Annotated in this window: 18 protein-coding genes and 1 pseudogene; 13 read left to right on the top strand and 6 right to left on the bottom strand. The window is 73.3% G+C overall.

Features of this window, described 5'->3' with window-relative positions:
- Window positions 1–97: 97 nt before the first annotated feature.
- On the top strand, window positions 98–3,184 hold the full coding sequence (locus ACQPXB_RS23455) for an NACHT domain-containing protein (RefSeq protein ID WP_432855923.1): 3,087 nt from the start codon (window positions 98–100) through the stop codon (window positions 3,182–3,184).
- 26 nt (window positions 3,185–3,210) lie between these two features.
- On the top strand, window positions 3,211–4,140 hold the full coding sequence (locus ACQPXB_RS23450) for an AraC family transcriptional regulator (RefSeq protein ID WP_432855920.1): 930 nt from the start codon (window positions 3,211–3,213) through the stop codon (window positions 4,138–4,140).
- A 3-nt stretch (window positions 4,141–4,143) separates the two neighbouring features.
- Here the strand turns inward: ACQPXB_RS23450 and ACQPXB_RS23445 are convergent, their stop codons facing one another.
- From ACQPXB_RS23445 to ACQPXB_RS23435, 3 genes are all read right to left on the bottom strand, one after another.
- Window positions 4,144–4,701, bottom strand: a complete 558-nt coding sequence (locus tag ACQPXB_RS23445; RefSeq protein ID WP_366589529.1) for a flavoprotein — start codon at window positions 4,699–4,701, stop codon at window positions 4,144–4,146.
- A 72-nt stretch (window positions 4,702–4,773) separates the two neighbouring features.
- Complete coding sequence (locus ACQPXB_RS23440; protein ID WP_432855916.1) at window positions 4,774–6,129, bottom strand: MFS transporter; 1,356 nt, start codon at window positions 6,127–6,129, stop codon at window positions 4,774–4,776.
- A 204-nt stretch (window positions 6,130–6,333) separates the two neighbouring features.
- The gene (locus ACQPXB_RS23435) at window positions 6,334–7,410 is read right to left on the bottom strand and encodes a 1-aminocyclopropane-1-carboxylate deaminase/D-cysteine desulfhydrase (protein ID WP_366589525.1); all 1,077 of its coding nucleotides are present in this window, start codon (window positions 7,408–7,410) and stop codon (window positions 6,334–6,336) included.
- Between the two features lie 76 nt (window positions 7,411–7,486).
- Here ACQPXB_RS23435 and ACQPXB_RS23430 point away from each other — a divergent pair, with 76 nt between their 5' ends.
- Entirely contained in the window at window positions 7,487–8,389 is a 903-nt protein-coding gene (locus ACQPXB_RS23430; protein WP_366589522.1) for a LysR family transcriptional regulator, read from the top strand.
- A 49-nt stretch (window positions 8,390–8,438) separates the two neighbouring features.
- On the opposite strand, the gene ACQPXB_RS23425 is transcribed toward ACQPXB_RS23430, so the two are convergent.
- The gene (locus tag ACQPXB_RS23425) at window positions 8,439–8,705 is read right to left on the bottom strand and encodes a hypothetical protein (protein WP_366589520.1); all 267 of its coding nucleotides are present in this window, start codon (window positions 8,703–8,705) and stop codon (window positions 8,439–8,441) included.
- A 4-nt stretch (window positions 8,706–8,709) separates the two neighbouring features.
- Complete coding sequence (locus ACQPXB_RS23420) at window positions 8,710–9,132, bottom strand: hypothetical protein (RefSeq protein ID WP_432857344.1); 423 nt, start codon at window positions 9,130–9,132, stop codon at window positions 8,710–8,712.
- On the opposite strand from ACQPXB_RS23420, the pseudogene ACQPXB_RS23415 reads away from it, so the two are divergent.
- The 3 genes and pseudogenes from ACQPXB_RS23415 to ACQPXB_RS23405 all read left to right on the top strand — a co-directional run bounded on the left by ACQPXB_RS23415 (window position 9,032) and on the right by ACQPXB_RS23405 (window position 10,492).
- Window positions 9,032–9,513, top strand: a pseudogene (locus tag ACQPXB_RS23415) (molybdopterin-dependent oxidoreductase). The gene ACQPXB_RS23420 and the pseudogene ACQPXB_RS23415 sit on opposite strands and share 101 nt — an antisense overlap.
- Window positions 9,483–10,235: a ferredoxin reductase gene (locus tag ACQPXB_RS23410; protein WP_432855911.1), complete on the top strand. Its 753-nt coding sequence runs from the start codon at window positions 9,483–9,485 to the stop codon at window positions 10,233–10,235. Before ACQPXB_RS23415 ends, ACQPXB_RS23410 begins: the two are co-directional and overlap by 31 nt.
- Window positions 10,232–10,492 carry a DUF6510 family protein gene (locus ACQPXB_RS23405; protein WP_366589512.1) on the top strand — a complete coding sequence of 87 codons (261 nt, stop codon included), beginning with the start codon at window positions 10,232–10,234 and terminating at the stop codon, window positions 10,490–10,492. The genes ACQPXB_RS23410 and ACQPXB_RS23405 overlap by 4 nt, the downstream gene beginning before the upstream one ends.
- Here ACQPXB_RS23405 and ACQPXB_RS23400 read toward each other — a convergent pair.
- Complete coding sequence (locus tag ACQPXB_RS23400) at window positions 10,483–13,182, bottom strand: AAA family ATPase (RefSeq protein ID WP_432855908.1); 2,700 nt, start codon at window positions 13,180–13,182, stop codon at window positions 10,483–10,485. The genes ACQPXB_RS23405 and ACQPXB_RS23400 overlap by 10 nt on opposite strands.
- A gap of 202 nt (window positions 13,183–13,384) precedes the next feature.
- On the opposite strand from ACQPXB_RS23400, the gene ACQPXB_RS23395 reads away from it, so the two are divergent.
- The 7 genes from ACQPXB_RS23395 (at window position 13,385) to ACQPXB_RS23365 (ending at window position 19,468) form a co-directional block, all read left to right on the top strand.
- A complete protein-coding gene (locus tag ACQPXB_RS23395) occupies window positions 13,385–15,874 on the top strand; it encodes a LuxR C-terminal-related transcriptional regulator (RefSeq protein ID WP_432855905.1) in 2,490 nt (829 codons plus the stop codon).
- The gene (locus ACQPXB_RS23390; protein ID WP_366589505.1) at window positions 15,871–16,002 is read left to right on the top strand and encodes a hypothetical protein; all 132 of its coding nucleotides are present in this window, start codon (window positions 15,871–15,873) and stop codon (window positions 16,000–16,002) included. The genes ACQPXB_RS23395 and ACQPXB_RS23390 overlap by 4 nt, the downstream gene beginning before the upstream one ends.
- Window positions 15,999–16,169 carry a hypothetical protein gene (locus tag ACQPXB_RS23385; RefSeq protein WP_432855902.1) on the top strand — a complete coding sequence of 57 codons (171 nt, stop codon included), beginning with the start codon at window positions 15,999–16,001 and terminating at the stop codon, window positions 16,167–16,169. The genes ACQPXB_RS23390 and ACQPXB_RS23385 overlap by 4 nt, the downstream gene beginning before the upstream one ends.
- A gap of 161 nt (window positions 16,170–16,330) precedes the next feature.
- The gene (locus ACQPXB_RS23380) at window positions 16,331–16,501 is read left to right on the top strand and encodes a hypothetical protein (protein ID WP_432855899.1); all 171 of its coding nucleotides are present in this window, start codon (window positions 16,331–16,333) and stop codon (window positions 16,499–16,501) included.
- Window positions 16,498–16,668, top strand: coding sequence for a hypothetical protein (locus tag ACQPXB_RS23375; RefSeq protein WP_432855896.1), 171 nt, complete (start codon window positions 16,498–16,500; stop codon window positions 16,666–16,668). Before ACQPXB_RS23380 ends, ACQPXB_RS23375 begins: the two co-directional genes overlap by 4 nt.
- Window positions 16,665–16,826 carry a hypothetical protein gene (locus tag ACQPXB_RS23370; protein WP_432855893.1) on the top strand — a complete coding sequence of 54 codons (162 nt, stop codon included), beginning with the start codon at window positions 16,665–16,667 and terminating at the stop codon, window positions 16,824–16,826. Before ACQPXB_RS23375 ends, ACQPXB_RS23370 begins: the two co-directional genes overlap by 4 nt.
- Complete coding sequence (locus ACQPXB_RS23365) at window positions 16,823–19,468, top strand: AAA family ATPase (RefSeq protein ID WP_432855890.1); 2,646 nt, start codon at window positions 16,823–16,825, stop codon at window positions 19,466–19,468. Before ACQPXB_RS23370 ends, ACQPXB_RS23365 begins: the two co-directional genes overlap by 4 nt.
- The last annotated feature ends 2 nt before the right edge of the window (window positions 19,469–19,470 follow it).

Below are 19,470 nucleotides of genomic sequence, written 5' to 3'. Positions count from 1 at the left end.
GTACGCGGGCCTCGATTGATTCCCGCACGCGGTGCGGCTCACGTCCTCGCCGCGGGTCGCCCCGGCCGGTAACCTGAACCCGGAACGCACACTGGGGGTGTCCGTCGTAGATCCGCTCTCCTCCGCACTGGTGGCCACGCTGGGTGCCACCTTCTCCGCGCTCTACCAGTGGGCGGTCGAGCGCGGCGCCGACAAGCTCACGGCCGGCCGCCGGGCGCGCGCCCTCGGCGATCCCCACCGGCAGCTGGTCGCGGCCGAAGAGGACCTGGCCGAGCTGCGGCGGGTCGAGTTCCCGGCCGTGCCCGACGGCGACTGGCAGGCCGCGCTCGACGCGGTGGCGGTCGCCCTCGACGCCGCCGACGTGGGCGGGCTCGTGCGCACCAACCCCGCCGTCCTCGTCGACGAAGACCGCCTGCGGGCCCGCGTCCGCGCCGCCGGCGGCCCCGCGCTCGACGCCGCCGCCCTGGGTTCCGACGGCACCGCGGCGTTCCACCGCCTGATCGACGAGTGCTGCCGGCGCGTCGCCCGCCGCGCGCGGGCCGTCGACGAGGTGATGCGCGCCGTGCAGGCCGGGATGGCCGGCGACGTGCTGAAGATCCGCCGCGCCGTCGCCGACCTGCAGGGCCAGGAGGACCGGCGCACCCGCGACCGCGCCGAAGCCTTCGAGCAGCACTACCTGTCCTACCTCGCGACGGACTACGCCACGTTCGAGCTGTTCCAGGTCGGCCACGGGCGCGCCCCCGTGCGCCACTCGTTCTCGCAGTACTACGCGGCGCCGTCGGTCACCCGCCAGGGCGGGACGGCCGCGGGCTCGGCGCTGACCGGCGCGGGCACCAACACCGCCCACGCGCTGGCCGCCGAACGCCGGGTCCTGCTGGTCGGCGGCGCGGGCGCGGGGAAGACGACGCTGCTGCAGTGGCTGGCCTACACGGCGGCCACCGCCGAGTTCACCGGCGACGGCGAAAGCGAAGACCCCTGGCGCGGCGTCGTGCCGTTTTTCGTGCCGCTGCGTGAGTTCGCCGACCGCGGCCTGCCGCAGCCCGAAGACCTCGTGCGCGTCACGGCCCCTGCGCTGGCCGGCGAGAAACCCGCCCGGTGGGTCAGCGAGCTGCTGCGGTCCGGCCGCGCGATGGTGCTCGTCGACGGCGTCGACGAGGTCCTGCGGCCGCGCCGGGAGGAGGTGCGCCGCTGGCTCGAAGGCCTGTTGCGCGGTTACCCCGAAGCGCGCTACGTCGTGAGTACCCGCCCCGCCGTCGTCGACCCGGGGTGGCCGATCGCCGGCGAGCCCTTCCCCGCGTATGAGCTGCTTCCGCTGAGCGGGCGGGGCATGCGGGAGCTCATCGGCAACTGGTTCAGCGCCGCCCGGGCGATGGAGCATGACGAGCTGCAGCGCTCCTGGCTCGCCGACTGCGAGCAACGCCTCGGAGACGCGCTCGCGACCCGCCCGGACGTGCGCGGGCTGGTCTCGAGCCCGCTGCTGTGCTCCCTGCTGTGCGCGCTCTACCGGCGGGAGAACATGTACCTCCCGCAGAGCCGCAAGGACCTGCTCGACAAGGCGCTGAAGCTGCTGCTCGGCGAGTGGGACACCCGGCGCGGGGTGCAGGTCGAGGACGAGCTGAAGATGTCGGACAAGGAGAAGATCATCCTCCTGGAGCGGTTCGCCGCGCCGATGGTCCGCAACGCCGAGCTGCTCGTACACCCCGAAGACGCGCGCAAGCGCTTCGGCCGCGCCATGTCCGGGCTGCGCTCGCAGGGCATCGAGCCCGACCTGGTGCTGCGGCACCTGCTGGAGCGCAGCGGCGTGCTGCGGCAGAACCACGTCGACGGGCGGATCGCGTTCGTGCACCGCACGTTCCGCGACTTCCTCGCGGCGGGCGAGTTCGTGAAGTCCGGCGAGCTCGGCTACCTCGTGGAGCACGCGCACGACGACGCGCTCAACGAGGTCGTGTTCATGGTCGCCGCCCAGGCCCGCGCCCGGGAGGCCGGCGACCTGCTGGCCCGGCTGTTGGAACGGGCGCGCAAGCGCGGCAACCGCGAAGTGGCCGACCGGCTGTCGCTGCTGGCCGCGGCGGCGATGAGCTACGTCGACGTGATCGAGCCCGAGCAGGTGCGCACCGACGTGCTGGCCGCCGTGCGCGGGCTCATCCCGCCGGCCGGGTTCGACCAGGCGGAGCTACTGGCCAAGGCCGGCTCGTTCGTGATCGACCTGCTCCCCGGGCCGGCCGAGATCACCCGGCACGCGAGCACCGACGCGGATCTGGTGGCCGCGCGGGTGATCCGCACGCTCGCGCTGATCGGCGGCGAGGAGTCGTTCGAGAAGATCCAGGCGTTCAGCCGCACGCACCGGGGCTCGGTGATCGACGAGCTGCTGCGGGCGTGGCGCCACAACGAGTACTCCGAGGGGTACGCCGCCACCCTGCTGTCCGCTGTGGACTTCGGCGACTTCGTGCTGGAGGTGCACCGCTGGGACGTGCTGCGCCGGCTGCGCCACCTGCACACGCTCACGGCCATCCGGCTCGTCGGCGACGTGACGCTCGACGACCCGGCCCTCGGGCTGCACCCGCTCACCCGGCTGCCCGCCCTGCGCCACCTCGAGATCAAGTCCAACGACGTCGTGCACGACCTCGAAGGGCTCGTCGCGTGCCGCGCGCTGCGTTCGCTGTGGATCACCGGGTTCGGCAGCGCGCTGACCGACCTGTCGGCGCTGTCGCGCATGCACCTCACCGACCTGCGGCTGCACGCCGGCACCCTCGACGCGATCAAGGCGCTGGCGTCGGTCGAGGGCACTTACCTGCCGCGGTTGTCGGTGCGCCACCGCAAGCTCGTCGACGGCCTGGACGTGCTGCCCGAGGGCCTGCGCGTCGGCGAGCTCGTGGTCGACATGGGCGCGGACCAGCGTGATCTGACCGGCATCACCCGCCTCGCCGGCGTGCACACCGTCGCCGCGGCCGGCATTCCCTCCGTCGCGGAGGTCGACGAGCTGGCCGCGCTGCCGGAGCTGCGCGCCCTCGTCCTCACCGCCGCGACCCCGGCGCGGGACCTCGTGCGCCTTCGCCGGCTCGGCGCGCTGCGCATCGAGCTGTCGGGCCTCGCCCCGGCCGACGAGCGGGCGGCGCGCGAAGCGCTGCCGGAAGCCGACCTCGTGCTGCACCTCGACCGGGCGGCGAGCATCACCGAACGCTGAAGGTCGCGCTGTGTCACCATCGAACGGTGGAAGCACCCTCGTCCTGGTCCACAGAGGACGTCGCCGCGCCCGATGCGTTCGGGTACTGGTCCGACGTCATCTGCGACACCCTCGTGCAGGTCGCGGCCCGCGCGACCGGTGAGGCGCCGTTCACGGGCCGGCTCTCGCACGCCACCGTCGACGGCGTCGGGCTGTCGACGGTCGCGTCCGGCCCACAGGAAGTAGCGCGCACGAAGCGGCTGATCGCCCGCGACCCGGACGAGTACCTGCTGGTCAACGTGCAAACGGGCGGGCGCTCCCTGGCGCAGCAGGACGGCCGGACGGCCACGCTGGAGCCGGGCACGATGACGGTGCTGGACAGCACGCGGCCCCACCGGCTGGAGTTCGCCGGCGCGTTCTCCCAGGTCATCCTGCGGGTGCCGCGGACGCTGCTGCCCGCCCGGGTCGCGGCGGGCGGCACGGCCGTCGAGCTGGACGGGCGCGGGCCCGGCGGGCTCGTCGCTGAGTTCCTGGCCGGCCTGGCCCGGCAGCAGCGCGAAGAACCGGAGGTGGCCGCCGCCTTGCTGCCGCACGCGATCGGCCTGCTGGAAACGGCCCTCGACTGGGCCGCCCGCGGCACCACCCCGACGTCGGCTTCGCTGTCGCGGCAACGGATCCACCGGTTCGTCCGGCCGCACCTGGCCGACCCGGCGCTCGACGCCGGCGCCGTGGCCGCGGGGTGCGGACTCTCGCGCCGGTCGGTGTTCCGGGCGCTGGCCGACGACGGCGAGCCGCTCACCGCGTTGATCCGCCGCCTGCGCGTGGCCCGCGCCCGGCGGCTGCTGCGGGACCGGCCGGACCTGCCGCTGGCCGCGATCGCCGCGCAGTCCGGCTTCGGCGGCGCGGCCCAGCTGCACCGGGCGTTCCGCGCCGTCGAGGGCACGACACCGGGGACCTACCGGGCGAACCGGCCCTGAGGCTCAGCCCATCAGCTCGCGCACGATCTCCAGGAACCGGGGCGGCGGCGGGGGCTGAGGGCTCTCGACGAACGCGCCGGCCGCCACGTCGTAACGCGGGCCGGATGCCGGGTCGTACACGTGGTAGCCGTCTTCGCGCAGCTGGGCCACGTTGCGCTGCACCGCGGCCTTCGCCCACATCTCCCCCGTCATCACCGGGAAGAACGCGACGGGGTGCGTGGTGGCCAGCACGGTCGTGGCGAGCATGTTCGGCGCGGCACCGGCGGCGACCGTCGAGAGCGTGTGCGCGCTGGCCGGGAGGATCACCGTGAGGTCGTGCCCGGCCGCGAGCGTCGCGTGGTTCTCGGCCGGCCACGTCGCCGCGTCCTCGCCGGTCACCACGCGGTCGGCGAACAGGCCGACGGTGTGCGCGGGCAGGAAAGTCGCGGCGGTGTGCGTCATGAGCACGGTGATCGGGCCGCGCAGGACCGTCCGCAGCGCGCCGAGGTACATCGGCAGCGTCGCGACCGCGGCCGAACCGGTCGCCCCGACGAGCAGGCGGCCTTCGAAAGTGTTGTCCATGCGACCACCATGGCCCATCGGCGCGGTTCGGGCGTGACCGAGTGTGCCCGGACGAGTGATGCCTCGCGCCAGTCAGCCCTCCCGCGCCGGCGATCCCGGCAGGGGCTTGCGCGCCGACTCCCGCATGAAGAACACGCAGATGCCGCCGATCACGCCGGCGATCATCAGGTAGTACGCCGGCCAGTCGAGGTCTCCCGTGCCCGAGACGAGCGCGCTCATCACCGTCGCCGTGGTGCCGCCGAACAGGGACACCGAAAGGTTGAACGCGATCGACAGCCCGCCGGCGCGGACGTTCGTCGGGAACAGCGCCGGCAGCGTCGACGGCAGGATCGCCGAGAACAGCACCAGCACGAGCCCCATCACCAGCAGGCCGAAGAACGTCGAGGTGCTGCCGCCCGCGCGGACCAGCAGCACGGCGGGCAGCGACAGCACCACGAGCCCGAGACAGCCGGCCAGGATCACCGGCCGCCGGCCCACCTTGTCCGAGAGCCGCCCGACGAACGTGATCACCACCATCAGCAGCACGAGCACCACGATTTGCAGGATCTCCGACGCCGTCTTGCCGACGCCGGTGTGCTGCTCAGGCAGCGTTTCAGTCAGGTAGGTCGGCATGTAGCTGGTGAGCATGTAGTTCGCGACGTTCCACGTCAGCACGAGCCCGGCGCACAGCAGCATCGCGGGCCAGTACTTCGTGAACGCCGCGCGCAGCTCGCCGCCCAGCGACTGCACGCGCTCGTTCTGCTTCTCGTTCTCCTGCAGCTGCGCGAACGCGGGCGACTCCTCCAGCCGTTGCCGCAGGTACAGCCCGACGGCGCCGAGCGGCAGCGCGAGCAGGAACGGGATGCGCCACCCCCACGTGAGCAACGCCTGGTCGGACAGGACCGCGCTGAGCACGGTCGCGATCGTGGCGCCGAACGCGTAACCGGTCAGCGTGCCGAACTCCAGCCAGCTGCCGAAGAACCCGCGCCGGCGGTCCGGCGCGTACTCGGCGATGAACGTCATGGCGTTGCCGTACTCGCCACCGGTCGAGATGCCCTGCACCAGCCGGGCGAGCAGAACGAGCAGGGGCGCGGCGAGGCCGATGGCGCCGTAGCTCGGGATCACGCCGAGGGCGAACGTGCCCAGCGCCATGAGGATGACCGTGAGCGAGAGGACCTTCTTCCGCCCGATCCGGTCCCCCAGCGGCCCGAAGATCAGCCCGCCGAACGGGCGGATCAGGAACGAGACCGCGAACACCCCGAACGTCGCGATCTGCCCGGCCGAAGCCGGCAGGTCCGTGAAGAACACCTTCTGGATGGTCGTCGCCAGGTACCCGTAGACGCCGAAGTCGTACCACTCGGTGATGTTGCCGATCGCGGCCGCGCCGACCGCCCGGTTGATCACCGCGGGCTCGACGACCTGGACGTCGCCGGCCTTGCCCTCCACCATGGATCCACCTTCCGGCCGCCCTCCGTTCAGCGGCCGCGTACGAGTGTCTCCCGGATCGGCGAGGTCTGCCGGTTCACGGCGCATTGCCCTGGTGGGACACGGGTTTCCCACGGTTTCGGCCCGCCGGCACGAGGCGAGAAACGGCACGACGACGACCAGGGCGTGTCCGACAACATCGTGGTCCAGACCATCGGGCGCTACGGCTCAGTCGGCGATGTGGCCGACGACCTGGGGGATTTCGAACAGGTTGCCGGTGTCCCCGGTGTGCAGGAACGCCACGTTGCTGCCGGCGGGGATCCGCCCGCCGCGGGCGTGGTCGAGCAATCCCGCGAGCCCCTTGCCGGTGTAGACGGGGCCGACGAAGACGCCCTCCGCTCGGGCCAGCTCGCGGATGGCCGCGGTGCTTTCGGGGGACGCGACGGCGTACTCCTCGCCGATGAAGCGCTGGTCGATGTCGATCTCGGCGCGGATCGTCGCGTCGTCGGGAACGGGCGCGCCCAAGGTGGCCAGAACCGCCTTGGTCCGTTCGACGATCACGCCGGGGTTCACCCGGTCTTCGTCGTTGACCCTCTGGATGGAGATCGACCGGAACTTCACCGGGTGGCCGAGGCTCAGCTTGGCGGCCAGCATCCCCGGCAACGCGGTCCCGGTACCGATCGTGTGGTAGACGAAGTCGAGCTCGACCCCCGCGGCGCCGGACTGTTCGAGCATCTCCCGGAAGGTCAAGGCGTGCGCGATGAAGCCGTCGGGGTGTGCCCCGCCGGTTCCGACGACGAGAACCTTGTGCCCCTGCGCCTCGAGTTCGGCCTTGCGCACCGCGATGGCGTCAGTGATCCGCGCGGCCTCCTTCGGCGAGTGCCATTCGTTGCCGGTGACGTTGATGACGTGGGTTTCGACTCCCATCGTCTTGTTGAGCAGGTAGTTGCCGCGGAACTCGCGCAGTTCACCCTGCCGGGACACGTTCCGCGTCAGGACCAGGATCGGCGTGATCTTTGCGCTCAGGCAGGCGGCGGCGAACTGAAGCCCCGAGTTGGTCAGGTACGCGCCCTGGGTGATCACGTGCGTCACCCCGTCTTCGAGGGCGCGCCCCAGTATGAACTCGGCCAGGCGCAGCTTGCTTCCGCTGATCGCACTGGGGCCGGCCAGGTCCTCGCGTTTGAGGAAGAAGTTGATGCCGTACGCCGCGGACAGGTTGGGCAAGGCGTGGAACGGAGTGGGGTAGAACCCGACGCGGCGTCGGGGGAGCTTGTCGATGGTGGTGTCGAAGTGCGTGAAATCCATGCGTCCAGCGTCAACCACGACTGGGGATTAGCACAAACGATGATATCTGTTCGGCCGATAAGCTACTCTTATTTTCATGTCTTGGCTGTTCGATCCGCGGCATCTGGTGACCCTGGCGACCGTCGTGCGGCTCGGCTCGTTCGCGGCGGCCGCCGACGAGCTGGGTTACACCCAGTCCGCGGTCTCGCAGCAGGTCGCGGAACTGGAACGACGGATCGGTGCGCGAGTCGTGGTCCGGCGTCCCGTCCGGGCGACCGAGGCCGGGAAAGTCCTGCTCGACACCGAGGCCGCCATCAGCGCGTCGATGAGCCACGCTGCCACCGAACTCGCGGCGCTGGCGGAGGGAACGGTCGGCGAGGTGCGGCTCGGCGCGTTCATCTCCGCGGCCGCCTCGATCGTCCCTCCCGCGCTCGCCCGCCTGCGTGCGAGCCGTCCGGCGGTGCACATCACGCTCCGCGAACTCGAGCAGCGCGAAACGCACGCGCTGCTGTTCCGGGGTGAGATCGACCTGGCCATCACCTTCGACTACGAGCACGCGCCCGAGCCGGCGCCGGCCGGGCTCAGGCAGGAGCACCTCGTGGACGATCCGATCATGGTCGTCCTTCCCGCCGGTCATCCCCTGGCCGGAGCCGACCGGGTCACCCCGGCCGACCTGCCGTCGGACGCGTGGATCAACACCGCGGTCGACTTCCGCGACCTGGCAACGTCACCCGTCGCCGGCGCCCGGGGAAGCGGACACCGGCTGGACTTCGACGGCATGGACTTCCGCACCGCGCTCAATCTCGTGGCGGCAGGCCTCGGCGTCGCGCTGCTGCCGCGGTTGTTGCTGCTGGACGCGCCCCCGAGCGTGGTGGCACTCCCGATGCGGCAGCCCACCCTCGTCCGTCGCCTCTACACCTGCCGGCTCGACACCCGGGGAGTGACCGCGCCGATCAGACGGCTCGAGGCGTACTTGCGGGAAGCCGCAACCGAACTCTGAACAGGTGGCCGTCCGTCCACGGCGGTCGTCCTGCACGCCCGGCCAGCGGTCAGCGCACGCGCGCCGGACGCAGCCACTCCACGTCCAGGATCCACCGCTTCCCGCACTGGCGCAGCCGGCCGGAGGCGATCACCGGGCGCAGGATGCTGGCCCGGGTCAGCGCGGTGTGGTCCGTGGGGAACTCGAGCGCGACGCAGTCCCCCGAGCCGTCGAGGACGACGGCCAGGTCGAGCCGCCCGTCTTGCGCCGCGCGGACCTCGAGCACCCCCGTGACCACCACCCGCAGGCCGGCCCGTGAGCCGATCGTGCCGGTCACCCCTTCACTCCTCCCCGACTGCTCCCTGGTCCGCCAGGGTGCCCCGGCCCAGGCCGCGGTCGCATCGGTAGGAGCCCGGGCGCGCGACCCCGGTCGTGCCCGGGCCGGTGGGACGACGCGGGAGTTCCCCGACGCGAACCACGGCCCGGGCGGGAAACGCTCCACGGCAGGAAACCCGGAGCAGCCGGGCACGGGAGGTGCACCTGATGGCGTTCACCCGCAACTTCCACCGCACACGCCACACCGAAGTCGACCCGGCGCGGGTGCCGCCGGGCCAGTACGTGACGCCGGGGTTCCCGGTGCTGTCCGCCGGGCCGACGCCGAAGGTGGTCGCGGGCGACTGGACGTTCACCGTGCGCGGCGCGGCGAAGCGCCCCGTCACCTGGACGTGGGACGCGATGCGCGCGCTGCCGGCCGAGTCGATCACCGTGGACTCCACTGCGTCACGAAGTGGACGAAGCTGGACACCTCGTGGACCGGCGTCTCTCTCGACACTCTTCTCGACGGCGTGGAAACCCAGGCGGGATACGCGGTCGCGTTCAGCGAAGGCGGTTACACCACGAACTTGCCACTGGCCGACCTGACCGGCGGCAAGGCCTGGCTGGTCTACGAGTTCGGCGGCGCCCCGCTGGAGCCCGAACACGGTGGCCCGGTTCGGTTGCTCGTGCCCCACCTCTACTTCTGGAAGAGCGCCAAGTGGGTGCGGGGCCTCGATCTGCGCGAGCGGAACGAACCCGGCTTCTGGGAGCGCTACGGCTACCACGACTACGGAGACCCATGGCGGGAACAGCGGTACGCGGGCGACTGACCTGGCAGCAGGCCACGGTGACCGGCCTCGTCGCGGAGACCTCGAACACCCGCAGCATCGCGTTCGACCTGCCGGACTGGCCGGGCCACCGCGCGGGCCAGCACGTCGATGTCCGCCTCACCGCCGAAGACGGTTACCAGGCCGAGCGCAGCTACTCGATCGCCTCGGCGCCCGAGGACCCCTCGGTGGTGCTCACGGTCGAGCGGCTCGACGACGGCGAGGTCTCGCCCTACCTCGTCGACGAGCTGCGGATCGGCGACGAGGTGGAGCTGCGCGGCCCCGTCGGCGGGCACTTCGTGTGGGAGTCCACGTGCGACAGCCCGGTGCTGCTCGTCGCGGGCGGCTCCGGTGTGGTGCCGTTCCGCTCGATGCTGCGCCACCACGCCGCGGCGGGCGCCACGGTGCCGATGCGGCTGCTGTATTCGGCGCGGTCGCGGGAAACCCTGATCTACGCCGACGAGTTCACCCGGCTCGGGGGAAGCGGCGGGATCGACATCCGCGTCACACTCACTCGCGAAAACCCGGGCGACTGGCCGGGCGAGCGCGGGCGGATCGACCGGGACTTCCTCACGCGGACCGGCCTGCCGCCCGCCCGGGAACCGCTGGTCTACGTGTGCGGGCCGACCGGGTTCGTCGAGACCGTGGCGAACACGCTCGTCGACCTCGGCCACCGGCCCGAGCGGATCCGGACCGAACGCTTCGGCGGAATGGGGACACCATGACGACCTTCGACGGCAACGCCATCGCCGGCACCCTCAACGCGGTGTTCGGCGGCGAGATGACCACGGCCAGCGGAACGTGCGCGTCCTGCGGCGCGACCGAAGTCCTGGCGCAGTTGCGGGTCTACCGCGACGCGCCGGGCGTGGTGGCCCGCTGCGGGCACTGCGACGCGGTCCTGATGGTCATCGTGGAGAAACGCGGCATCTCCTGCGTGGACGTGTCGGGCTTCGCGGCGCTGGAGGAGCCCGCTCAGGTCTGAAGCCCGCGCCGGGACGTGACGTTGAGCTTGTCGTAGATCCGGCCCAGGTGCCATTCCACCGTGCGCGGGCTGAGGAACAGCCGCGCGCCGATCTCCGCGTTGGACAGTCCCTCGCGCACCATCCGCACGATCTGGGCCTCCTGCGGGGTGAGCTCCGTGCCGGTCTCGACGGAACGCTTGCGCGCGGTGCCGCCGGTCGCGCGCAGCTCGCGGCCCGCGCGTTCGGCGAACGCCTCCATGCCCATCTCGGTGAACATGTCATGGGCGGTGCGCAGTTGTTCCCGCGCGTCGGCCCGACGGCGCCGGCGGCGCAGCCATTCGCCGTACAGCAGGCGCGCCCGCGCGCACTCGCCCCGGATGCGGGTGCGGAAAAGGCGTTCCACGGCCTCGCGGTAAGCGCTCTCGGCGTCTTCGCCGGCGGCCAGCAACGCGCGTGAGCGGGCCTCGACGCCCAGCGCCCAGTCGGTGCCGCTGGCGCGGGTGGTCACCACGAGCTTGGCGAACGCGTCCTCTGCGGCCGCGGTTTCGCCGAGCCGGGTGGCGGCTTCGATCAGCTCCACCAGCGCGAGCCACGGTTCCACGCCCATCACCGGCGGCCGCTGCCGCGCGTCTTCGCTCGAAGCCAGCGCTTCCGCGTAGAAGCCGAGGCTGTTGCACAGCACCGCCCGGGCCGAGCCGACGATCAGCAGCCCGAACCCTTCGCCGCGCCGCACCGCCTCGGCTTCGGTGCGGGCGATCACGTCGCGGGCCTCGTCCTCGCGGCCGCGCCACGCGGCGAGCAGCAGCGTCCCGTACGTCGCCGCCGGGATGCCGGTCGCGCGCGACACCTCGGCGAGCTCGTCGCGCAGGTGCGCCGCGGTGACCAGGTCGCCCGCGTAGACGTGGGCACCGATGTGCGACGCGAGCGCGAGCGGCAACGTGTTGAGCGCGCCCTTGTCGCGCGCGAGCTGCAGGTGCCGCGCGGTGTCGAGGGTCTGCTCGTCCCACATGTTCCCGGCCATGATGTGGGCCAGCCACAGCCAGTGCAGTTCTTTCAGCGAAAGCTCGGGCGTGCGGAACGCGCTCAACGCCCGCCGCAGCATCGGCAGCGAGGGCGCGAAGCCGTCGGTGAACCGGATCGCCAGACCGTCGAGCAGCAGATCCGCGGGGCCGGGCGGCTGCGGCGACCGCGGTGCGGCGCGGGCGGCTTCGGCCACCTCACGCAGGTCGGCGTCGGTCACGCCGGCGAACATCCCGGCCAGCAGCGCGTCGAGGTAGGTCTCGCGGGCCAGCCGCACGTCCAGCTCCTCGAGCTGGCGGGCCGCGGCGAACAGCAGCGGCGGCGCCTCGCGGCCGCGGTTGACGGTCATCGAGATCCGGCCGCGCAGCAGGTCGGCCTGCGCCTTCTCGAGCCGGTCGAGGGGGCCCGCCTCGGCGATCGACAGCAGCCGCATCGCTTCCTCGGGCGAGCCGGCGACGTGCGTGATGTGGGCCGCCTCGAGCGTGCGCTTGGCCCGGGTCCGGGGCTCTGCCGTCAGCTCGGCCGCGCGTTCCAGCATCGCCGCGGCGGCCGCCATGCCGCCGCGGGACTGTGCCCGGCACGCCGACCGGCCGAGCTCCTCGGCCGCTTCCTCCGCCGGCGCTTCGGCGGCCTGGGCCGCGTGCCAGGCACGGCGGTCCTGGTCGGTCTCGGGGTCGGTGACCTGCGCGAGCGCCCAGTGCGCCCGGCGCCGTTCGCCCGGCGCCGCGGCCTGGTAGATCGCCGAGCGCACGAGCGGGTGGTGGAAGCGCACGTGGGTGCCGATCTCGATCAGCCCGGCGGCCAGCGCGGGTTCCGCGGCCGCGGCGCCGATGTCGAGAAGCCCGGCCGCGCGCCACAGCGTCACGGGGTCGCCCTGCGGTTCGAGAGCGGCGATCAGCAGCAGGCGCGTGGTGTCGGCGTCGAGCTGGGCCAGCCGCGCCTGGTAGCGCTGCTCGATGCGGCGCGGGATCGTGGTCGCCCCGGCCAGGGAGAACCCCTCGGCCAGCTCCTTCGGGCTCAGCCCGCGCGAAAGCTCCACCAGTGCCAGCGGGTTGCCGCGGGTCTCGGCGACGATCCGGTCGCGCACGCGGTCGTCGGCCGGCAGGCGCAGCACGGAGTCGAGCAGGTCGCGTGCCGCCGCGTCGGGTAGCCCCTCGACCACGAGTTGCGCGACGCCCGTCAGCTCCGTGGCCGCGGCGGGTTCCCGCACGGCGAACACGAGCGCGACCGACTCGGCGACCAGCCGGCGGGCGACGAAGGCGAGAGCTTGCGCCGAAGCGCTGTCCAGCCACTGGGCGTCGTCGATCACGCACAGCAACGGCCGGTCCCGCGCCGCCTCGGCCAGCAGCCCCAGCACGGCCAGGCCGACGAGGAACCGGTCGGGCGCGGGGCCGGGACTCAGCCCGAACGCGGTGCGCAGCGCCACCCGCTGCGGGTCCGGGAGGGCTTCGGCGCCGTCGAGCATCGGCGCGCACAGCTGGTGCAGGCCGGCGAACGCGAGCTCCATTTCGGACTGGACGCCCCCGGCCCGCGCGACGCGGATCCCGGCGGCCTGGCCGACGAGGTGGTCCAGCAGCACGGTCTTCCCCACGCCCGCCTCGCCGCGCAGCACGAGCACCTGGCTCTTGCCGGCGCGGACCGAGTCCAGCAGCCGGTCGAGGGTCTCGCGTTCCGCGCGCCGGTCCAGCACTCACCCACCTGCCCGTGTGCTCGCTCTTCCCTTCCGGTCACGGCGACCAGCGGGCGTTCGCAGGATAACCCGATCACCGGCCGGCGCCGGGTACACAGCGTTCACCGGTGCCGCCCGGTTCGCCCGGGTTCGCCCGGGTCCCGGGGTCGGGCCCGGGGCGGCCCGGGTTCGAAGCGGCCGGGGACCCGCGAGCGTCGACGCCGTGCCCGACCCGAACCCGGCCAGTGCCGTAACTCTGCACGGCCGTGCCGCCGAAGTCCACCGGCTCGACCGGCTCGTGCGAGACGGCCGCGGTGCGCTCGTGCTGCGCGGCGCCCCGGGTGCGGGGAAGACGGCGCTGCTGCGGCACGCCGTCGCGCGAGCGCGCGGGTGCCGGGTGGTCCACGTGCGCTCGTCCGACTCGCGGCCGTACGCGGGGCTGCGGCAGTTGTGTGCCGCGCTCGACGGGGTCTTCGGGCAGCTGCTGCCGCACCACGCGCGGGTGCTGCGTGCGGTCGCGGAGGACTCCGATCCGTTCCTGGTCGGGGTGGCCACGACGTTCCTGGTGTCGGCGGCGGCGCCGCTGCTGTGCGTGGTCGACGACGCCCAGTGGCTGGACGAGCCTTCGGCGCGTGCGCTGGCTTTCGCGACCCGGCGGGTGGAAGGGAAACGCGCGGTGCTGCTGTTCGCCGAGCGCGGCCGGGCCGGGGTGCTGGAAGGTTTGCCGGAGCTGGTGGTGTCCGAGTTGTGCCGGGCCGGCGCTCGTGCGTTGGTCGAGTCGCTGGTGCTGGGGCCGGTGGACGAGGACGTGGTCGAGCGGTTCGTCGCGGAGACACGGGGAAATCCGCAGGCGATCTGTGCGGGCGCGCGTGGTCTTGCGCAGGCCGGCGGGTTCGGGCTGTCCGATGGGAATCCGGACGCCGATACCCGGGAACGCGTGCTGCGCCTGGACCGCGACGCCCGCACCCTCCTGCTGGCGGCTGCAGCGGATCCGACGGGTGACGTGGCTGTGCTGTGGCGAGCCGCCGCGCGACTGGGGATTCCGGCGGTCGCGCCGGACGGTGTCCTCGCGTTCGGCGAGTGGGTCACCTTTTCCGACCCGGCTGTACGCGGCTGGATTTATCACCGGGCCACGCCTTCGGCGCGCCGCGCGGTCCACCGGGCTCTGGCCGAGGCGGCCACGTCAGCCGACCGCCAGGCTTGGCATCACGCCCACTCCGTGACCGGCCCGGATCCGGCAGCAGCCGACGGCCTGGCCGCGCAGGTGGCCTCGGCGCGCCGCCGGGGCGGGCCCGGCGCGGCGGCGGCGTTCCTGCACTGTGCCGCCACGCTCACCTTGGATCCGGTTCTGCGCGCCGAACGCACCCTGGCCGCGGCGGCAGCCGAACTCGACGCCGGCCAGCCCGGCAACGCGCTGCGGTTGCTGGACTCGATGGTCGGCCCGGCGCACAGAACCGAAGCCGCTCGGCTGCGCGCCTGGCTCACGTTCACCTCGACCCGCACGCCCGCCGCGGCCGAAGCCCTGCTGCGCGCCACCGGCCCGGGCGCGACAAGCCGGGCGTGCCTCGCCGCGGTCGGCGCCGCCGTCCTCACCGGCGTCGATTTCGCGTCGGTGCCAACAAGTCCGCGGGACGAGCTTGCGGCCGGGCTGCTTCTGCGTCGCACCGGAGGTTTCGACGCCGCGATCGGGCCGCTGGCGGCGGCTCTCGAAACCGCTCAGCCATCGTGGCTCGCGGGGCTCGTCGCCGCTGAGTTGTGGGACGACCAGGCGTGGCACCGGATGGTGAGCGGTGCGGCCGATCCCGGTGCGCTGCCGGACGTCTTGACCGGACGGGCACTGTTTTCGGTCCACACCGCCAATTTCACCGGGGCGGCCGCACTCCACGACGAGGCTCGCACGATGAGCACGAAGCTGGGCCAGGCACCCCTGGCGCACACCACCCCGCTGATCGCGGCCTGGCGCGGTCAGGACTTCGGCGGCTTCACCGGCCACGGACTCGTCCGCGCCTGCGCCGACCTGGCCACCGCGGTGGCGGGCAACGCCGCCGGCGACCACCTGCGGGCCCTCGCCGCCGCACAGCGCGTCGTCGACCGCGACGAACTGGCGACGGCGGGCTGGGCGCTGGTCGAACTGGTCGAAGCCGCCGCCGGCGCGGGCCGGCAAGACGTCGCGCACACCGCGCTCCGGATCCTCGTCGACCGCACCGACCGCTGCGGAACGGACTGGGCGCTCGGTGCCCAGGCCCGTTCACGTGCGCTGCTGGCCGAGGGCCCCGAGGCCGAAGGCCAGTACCTGGAAGCGCTCGACCGGCTGGCCCGCACGAAGATCCGCACACTCCTGGCCCGCACCCGGCTCGGCTACGGCGAATGGCTGCGCCGCCAAGGTCGCCACGACGAAGCCGGTCGCCCGCTGCGCGCCGCGTACAACGAGTTCCTCCGCAGCGGAGCCACCGCCTTCGCCGACCGCGCACTGCTCGCGATCGACACCCCCTCGGCCACCCCCTCGGCGCTGACCCCGCAGGAAACCCGCATCGCCGCTCTCGCCCGCGCCGGCCTCACCAACTCGCAGATCGGCGCCGCACTGTCCATCAGCCCCCGCACGGTCGAATACCACCTGCGCAAGGTCTTCACAAAGCTGCGCATCACGTCGCGAACCGAACTGCACCTGGCCTTCACCGAGCACCGGCAGGGAATCGAGGCCGCCCCGCGATGACCACAACCCTCCTCATCGGACGCAACCCCGAACGCACCCTGCATCGCGAACTACTGACCGACGGCGGCGCGATCGCGCTGCGCGGCACCGCCGAGCACCAGCACGGAATCGAGGTCGCGCCCCGATGACCACAACCCTCCCCCTCGCCGGACGCGCCCGACTGCGCGCGCTGCCCACCAGCGGCGGCGCAATCGCGCACCGCGGCACCGCCGGGCTCGGCAAAACGACCTTGCTCACCGACCCCACGAACACAGCCGCCGAGCACCAGCACGGAATCAAGGACGCGCCCCGATGAACACAACGCTCCCGCTCCTCGGACGCACCCAGCTCCGCGAACTACTCACCGAGGGCACGATCGCGATCCGCAGCACCGCCGGGCTCGGCAAAACGACCCCTGCTCACCGACCTCACCAACGCGACGGACGAGCACCAGCACGGGATCGAGGTCGCGCCCCGATGAACACAACCCTCCCCCTCGCCGGACGCGCCCGACTGCGCGAACTGCCCACCAGCAGCGGCGCAATCGCGCACCGCGGCACCGCCGGGCTCGGGAAAACGACCCTGCTCACCGAACTCACCAACACCGTCGCCGAGCACCAGCACGAAACCGAGGCGGCCCCGCGATGAACACAACCCTCCCCCTCACCGGACGCGCCCGACTGCGCGAACTGCCCACCAGCAGCGGCGCAATCGCGCACCGCGGCACCGCCGGGCTCGGGAAAACGACCCTGCTCACCGAACTCACCAACACCGTCGCCGAGCACCAGCACGAAACCGAGGCGGCCCCGCGATGAACACAACCCTCCCCCTCACCGGACGCGCCCGACTGCGCGAACTGCCCACCGCGAGCGGCGCAAGCGAGGTCCGCAGCAGCGCCGGGCTCAGCAAAACGACCCTGTTCACCGACGCCGCCGGCCTGCACCAGCACGAAACCGAGGCCACGTCACGATGAACACAACCCTCCCCCTCACCGGACGCGACGCCGAACGCACCCAGCTACGCGAACTACTCACCACCGGCGGCACAATCGTGGTCCGCGGCGCCGCCGGGCTCGGCAAAACGGCCCTGCTCACCGACCTCACCAACGCCGCCACCGAGCATCGGGTGCTGACCGTGCGCGGGATCGCCGCCGAGGCGGGCCTGCCGTATGCGGCGTTGCACCTGCTGTGTTCGGCGCTGCCCGCGGAGCTGGTCCGGCTGCACGAGCACCGGCGCGAGGTGCTGGAACGAGCCGTCGGGCTCCGCGCGGGTGTCGCGCCCGGGCCGCTCCCCGTGTGTGTCGCCGTGGTGGAGTTGCTGGTGCTGGCGGCCGAGGAGCGGCCGGTGCTGTGTGTGGTCGACGACGCGCAGTGGCTGGACGAATCGTCGGCCTTCGCGCTCGCGGCCGCCGCCCGGCGGCTCGGGCGGGCGCGCGTCGCGGTGGTGTTCGCGGAGCGCGGTGAGCGGTTCGGCGACCTGCCGGGGTTGAGCCTCGCGCCGCTGCGTCACGCCGAGTCGCGCGCGCTTCTCGAGTCCGCGCTCGGCGCGCCGCTCGACGAGGCCGTGCGCGATCGCGTCGTGGCCGAAGCCGGGGGGAACCCGCGGCTGCTGCTCGACGCTGTCCGCCCGGCGGGCGGCCTCGCCGGCGGATACGGCGTGGTTCCCTTGTCCTGCCCGGAAACCGCCGCCGTGGCGACAACGTTGACACCTGAGGCCAGGCTCCTGCTCGTCCTCGCCTCCGCCGAACCGCTCGGCGAGCCGGTCCGGCTGTGGGAGGCGGCCGCCCGGCTCGCGATCGGGCCGGACGCGGCCGGACCGCTCGAAGCGGCCGGCCTCGTCTCGTTCGGCGCGTGGGTCGCCTTCCGTGAACCCCGCCTGCGCCAGTGCGTTTACGGCCTCGCGTCCGGTGCGGAGCGTCGCCTGGTGCACGGCGCCCTGGCCCTGGCGACCGATCCGCGGCTCGAGCCCGACCGGCGCGCGTGGCACCTCGCGCACGCCACGGTCGAGCCGGCCGAGGCCCTCGCCGAGTCGCTGGCCCGCCTCGCCGACGAGGCCGGACGCCGGGGCGGGCTCCCCGCCGCGGCCGCCTTCCTGGAGCACGCGGCGCTGCACACCGCCGACCCGCGGCTGCGCGCCGAGCGGGCCGTCGCGGCGGCCGACGCGCACCACGCGGCCGGCGCGGTCGACGCGGCGGTCCGGCTGCTCGCCGTCGCGGAGCTGGGTTCCCCCGGCACCGCCGCGCGGGGGCGGGCGAACCGGGTGCGCGCCCGCATGGCGTTCGACTCCGGCCGCGGCGGGCCGGCGGTCGGCCGGCTGCTGACGTCGGCCCAGGACCTGGAGCTGTGCGAACCCCGCCTCGCGCGGCCCGCGTACCTCGAAGCGCTGGGCGCGGCGATCTTCACCGGCCACATCGACGTCGTCCACGCCGTGCTCGCGCGCCTGGCCACGCACCGGCCGACGGGCTCCGACCGGCTGCTCGAAGGCGTCGCGCAACGCTGCACCGCCGGCTACGCGGCCGCGGTCGAGCCGCTCAAGCTCGCGTTGAAGACCCTCGACAACGACCACGAGAACGACGCCCGCTCCCGGCTGCTGGCCTGCCTCGTCGCGCCGGACCTGTGGGACGACGACACCTGGCACGACCTCACCCGGGCCGAGCTCGCCAGCGCCCGCGAAACCGGCGCGCGCACGATCCTGCCGTACCTCCTCACCCACCGCGCCCTCGCCGAAGTCCACTTCGGACAGTTCGCTGCCGCGGAAGCGCTGGTGGCCGAGGCGGAAGCCCTCACGCGGCTCACCGGCACCCCGGCATTCCCGCACGCCGCCTGCGTGCTGGCCGCGTGGCGCGGGCACGAGCTGCCGGCGTTCGCCGAGTCCTGCTTCGAAAACGGCGGCATGGCGCTGACGACGGCCCGCTACGCCACCGCCGTGCTCCGCAACGGCCTGACCGCGTACGGCGAGGCCGCCGACGCGACCCGCGACGTCCTCGACCGCGACGGCATCGAGCTCCAAGGCTGGTCCCTCGCCGAACTCGTCGAAGGCGCCGTGCGCTCCGGCGACCTGACCACGGCGACGGCGGCGGCCGACCGTCTCTCCGAACGCGCCTGCCTCAGCGGCACCGAATGGGCGCTCGGCGTCGACGCCCGTTCGCGCGCGCTGCTGCGCGAAGGCCAAGCGGCGGAAGACCTGTACACAGAAGCCATCGACCGCTTGGGCCGCTCGCGCATCACCCCGCACCTGGCCCGCGCCCGCCTGCTCTACGGCGAGTGGCTCCGCCGCCGCGGCCGGCGCGTCGACGCGCGCGGCCCCCTGCGCGCCGCCCACGAGGCGTTCGTCGCCATGCGCGCCGAGGCATTCGCGGCCCGCGCGATGCGTGAGCTCCTCGCGACCGGCGAACGTGCGCGCCGCCGGGTACCGGAAACCAGCTCTCACCTGACGCCGCAGGAGCGCCGCATCGCCTCGCTCGCCCGCGACGGCCGCTCCAACCCCGAGATCGCGACCGCCCTGTCCATCAGCCCGCGCACGGTCGAGTACCACCTGCACAAGGTGTTCACCAAGCTGTCGATCACCACGCGCACCGAGCTGCACCTGGTCCTGGCCGCCTGCGCCGCCGAGTGAGC

This window comes from Amycolatopsis sp. CA-161197, from assembly GCF_050942255.1.
GTDB lineage: Bacteria > Actinomycetota > Actinomycetes > Mycobacteriales > Pseudonocardiaceae > Amycolatopsis.
This window is presented reverse-complemented; position numbering and strand designations above follow the sequence as displayed.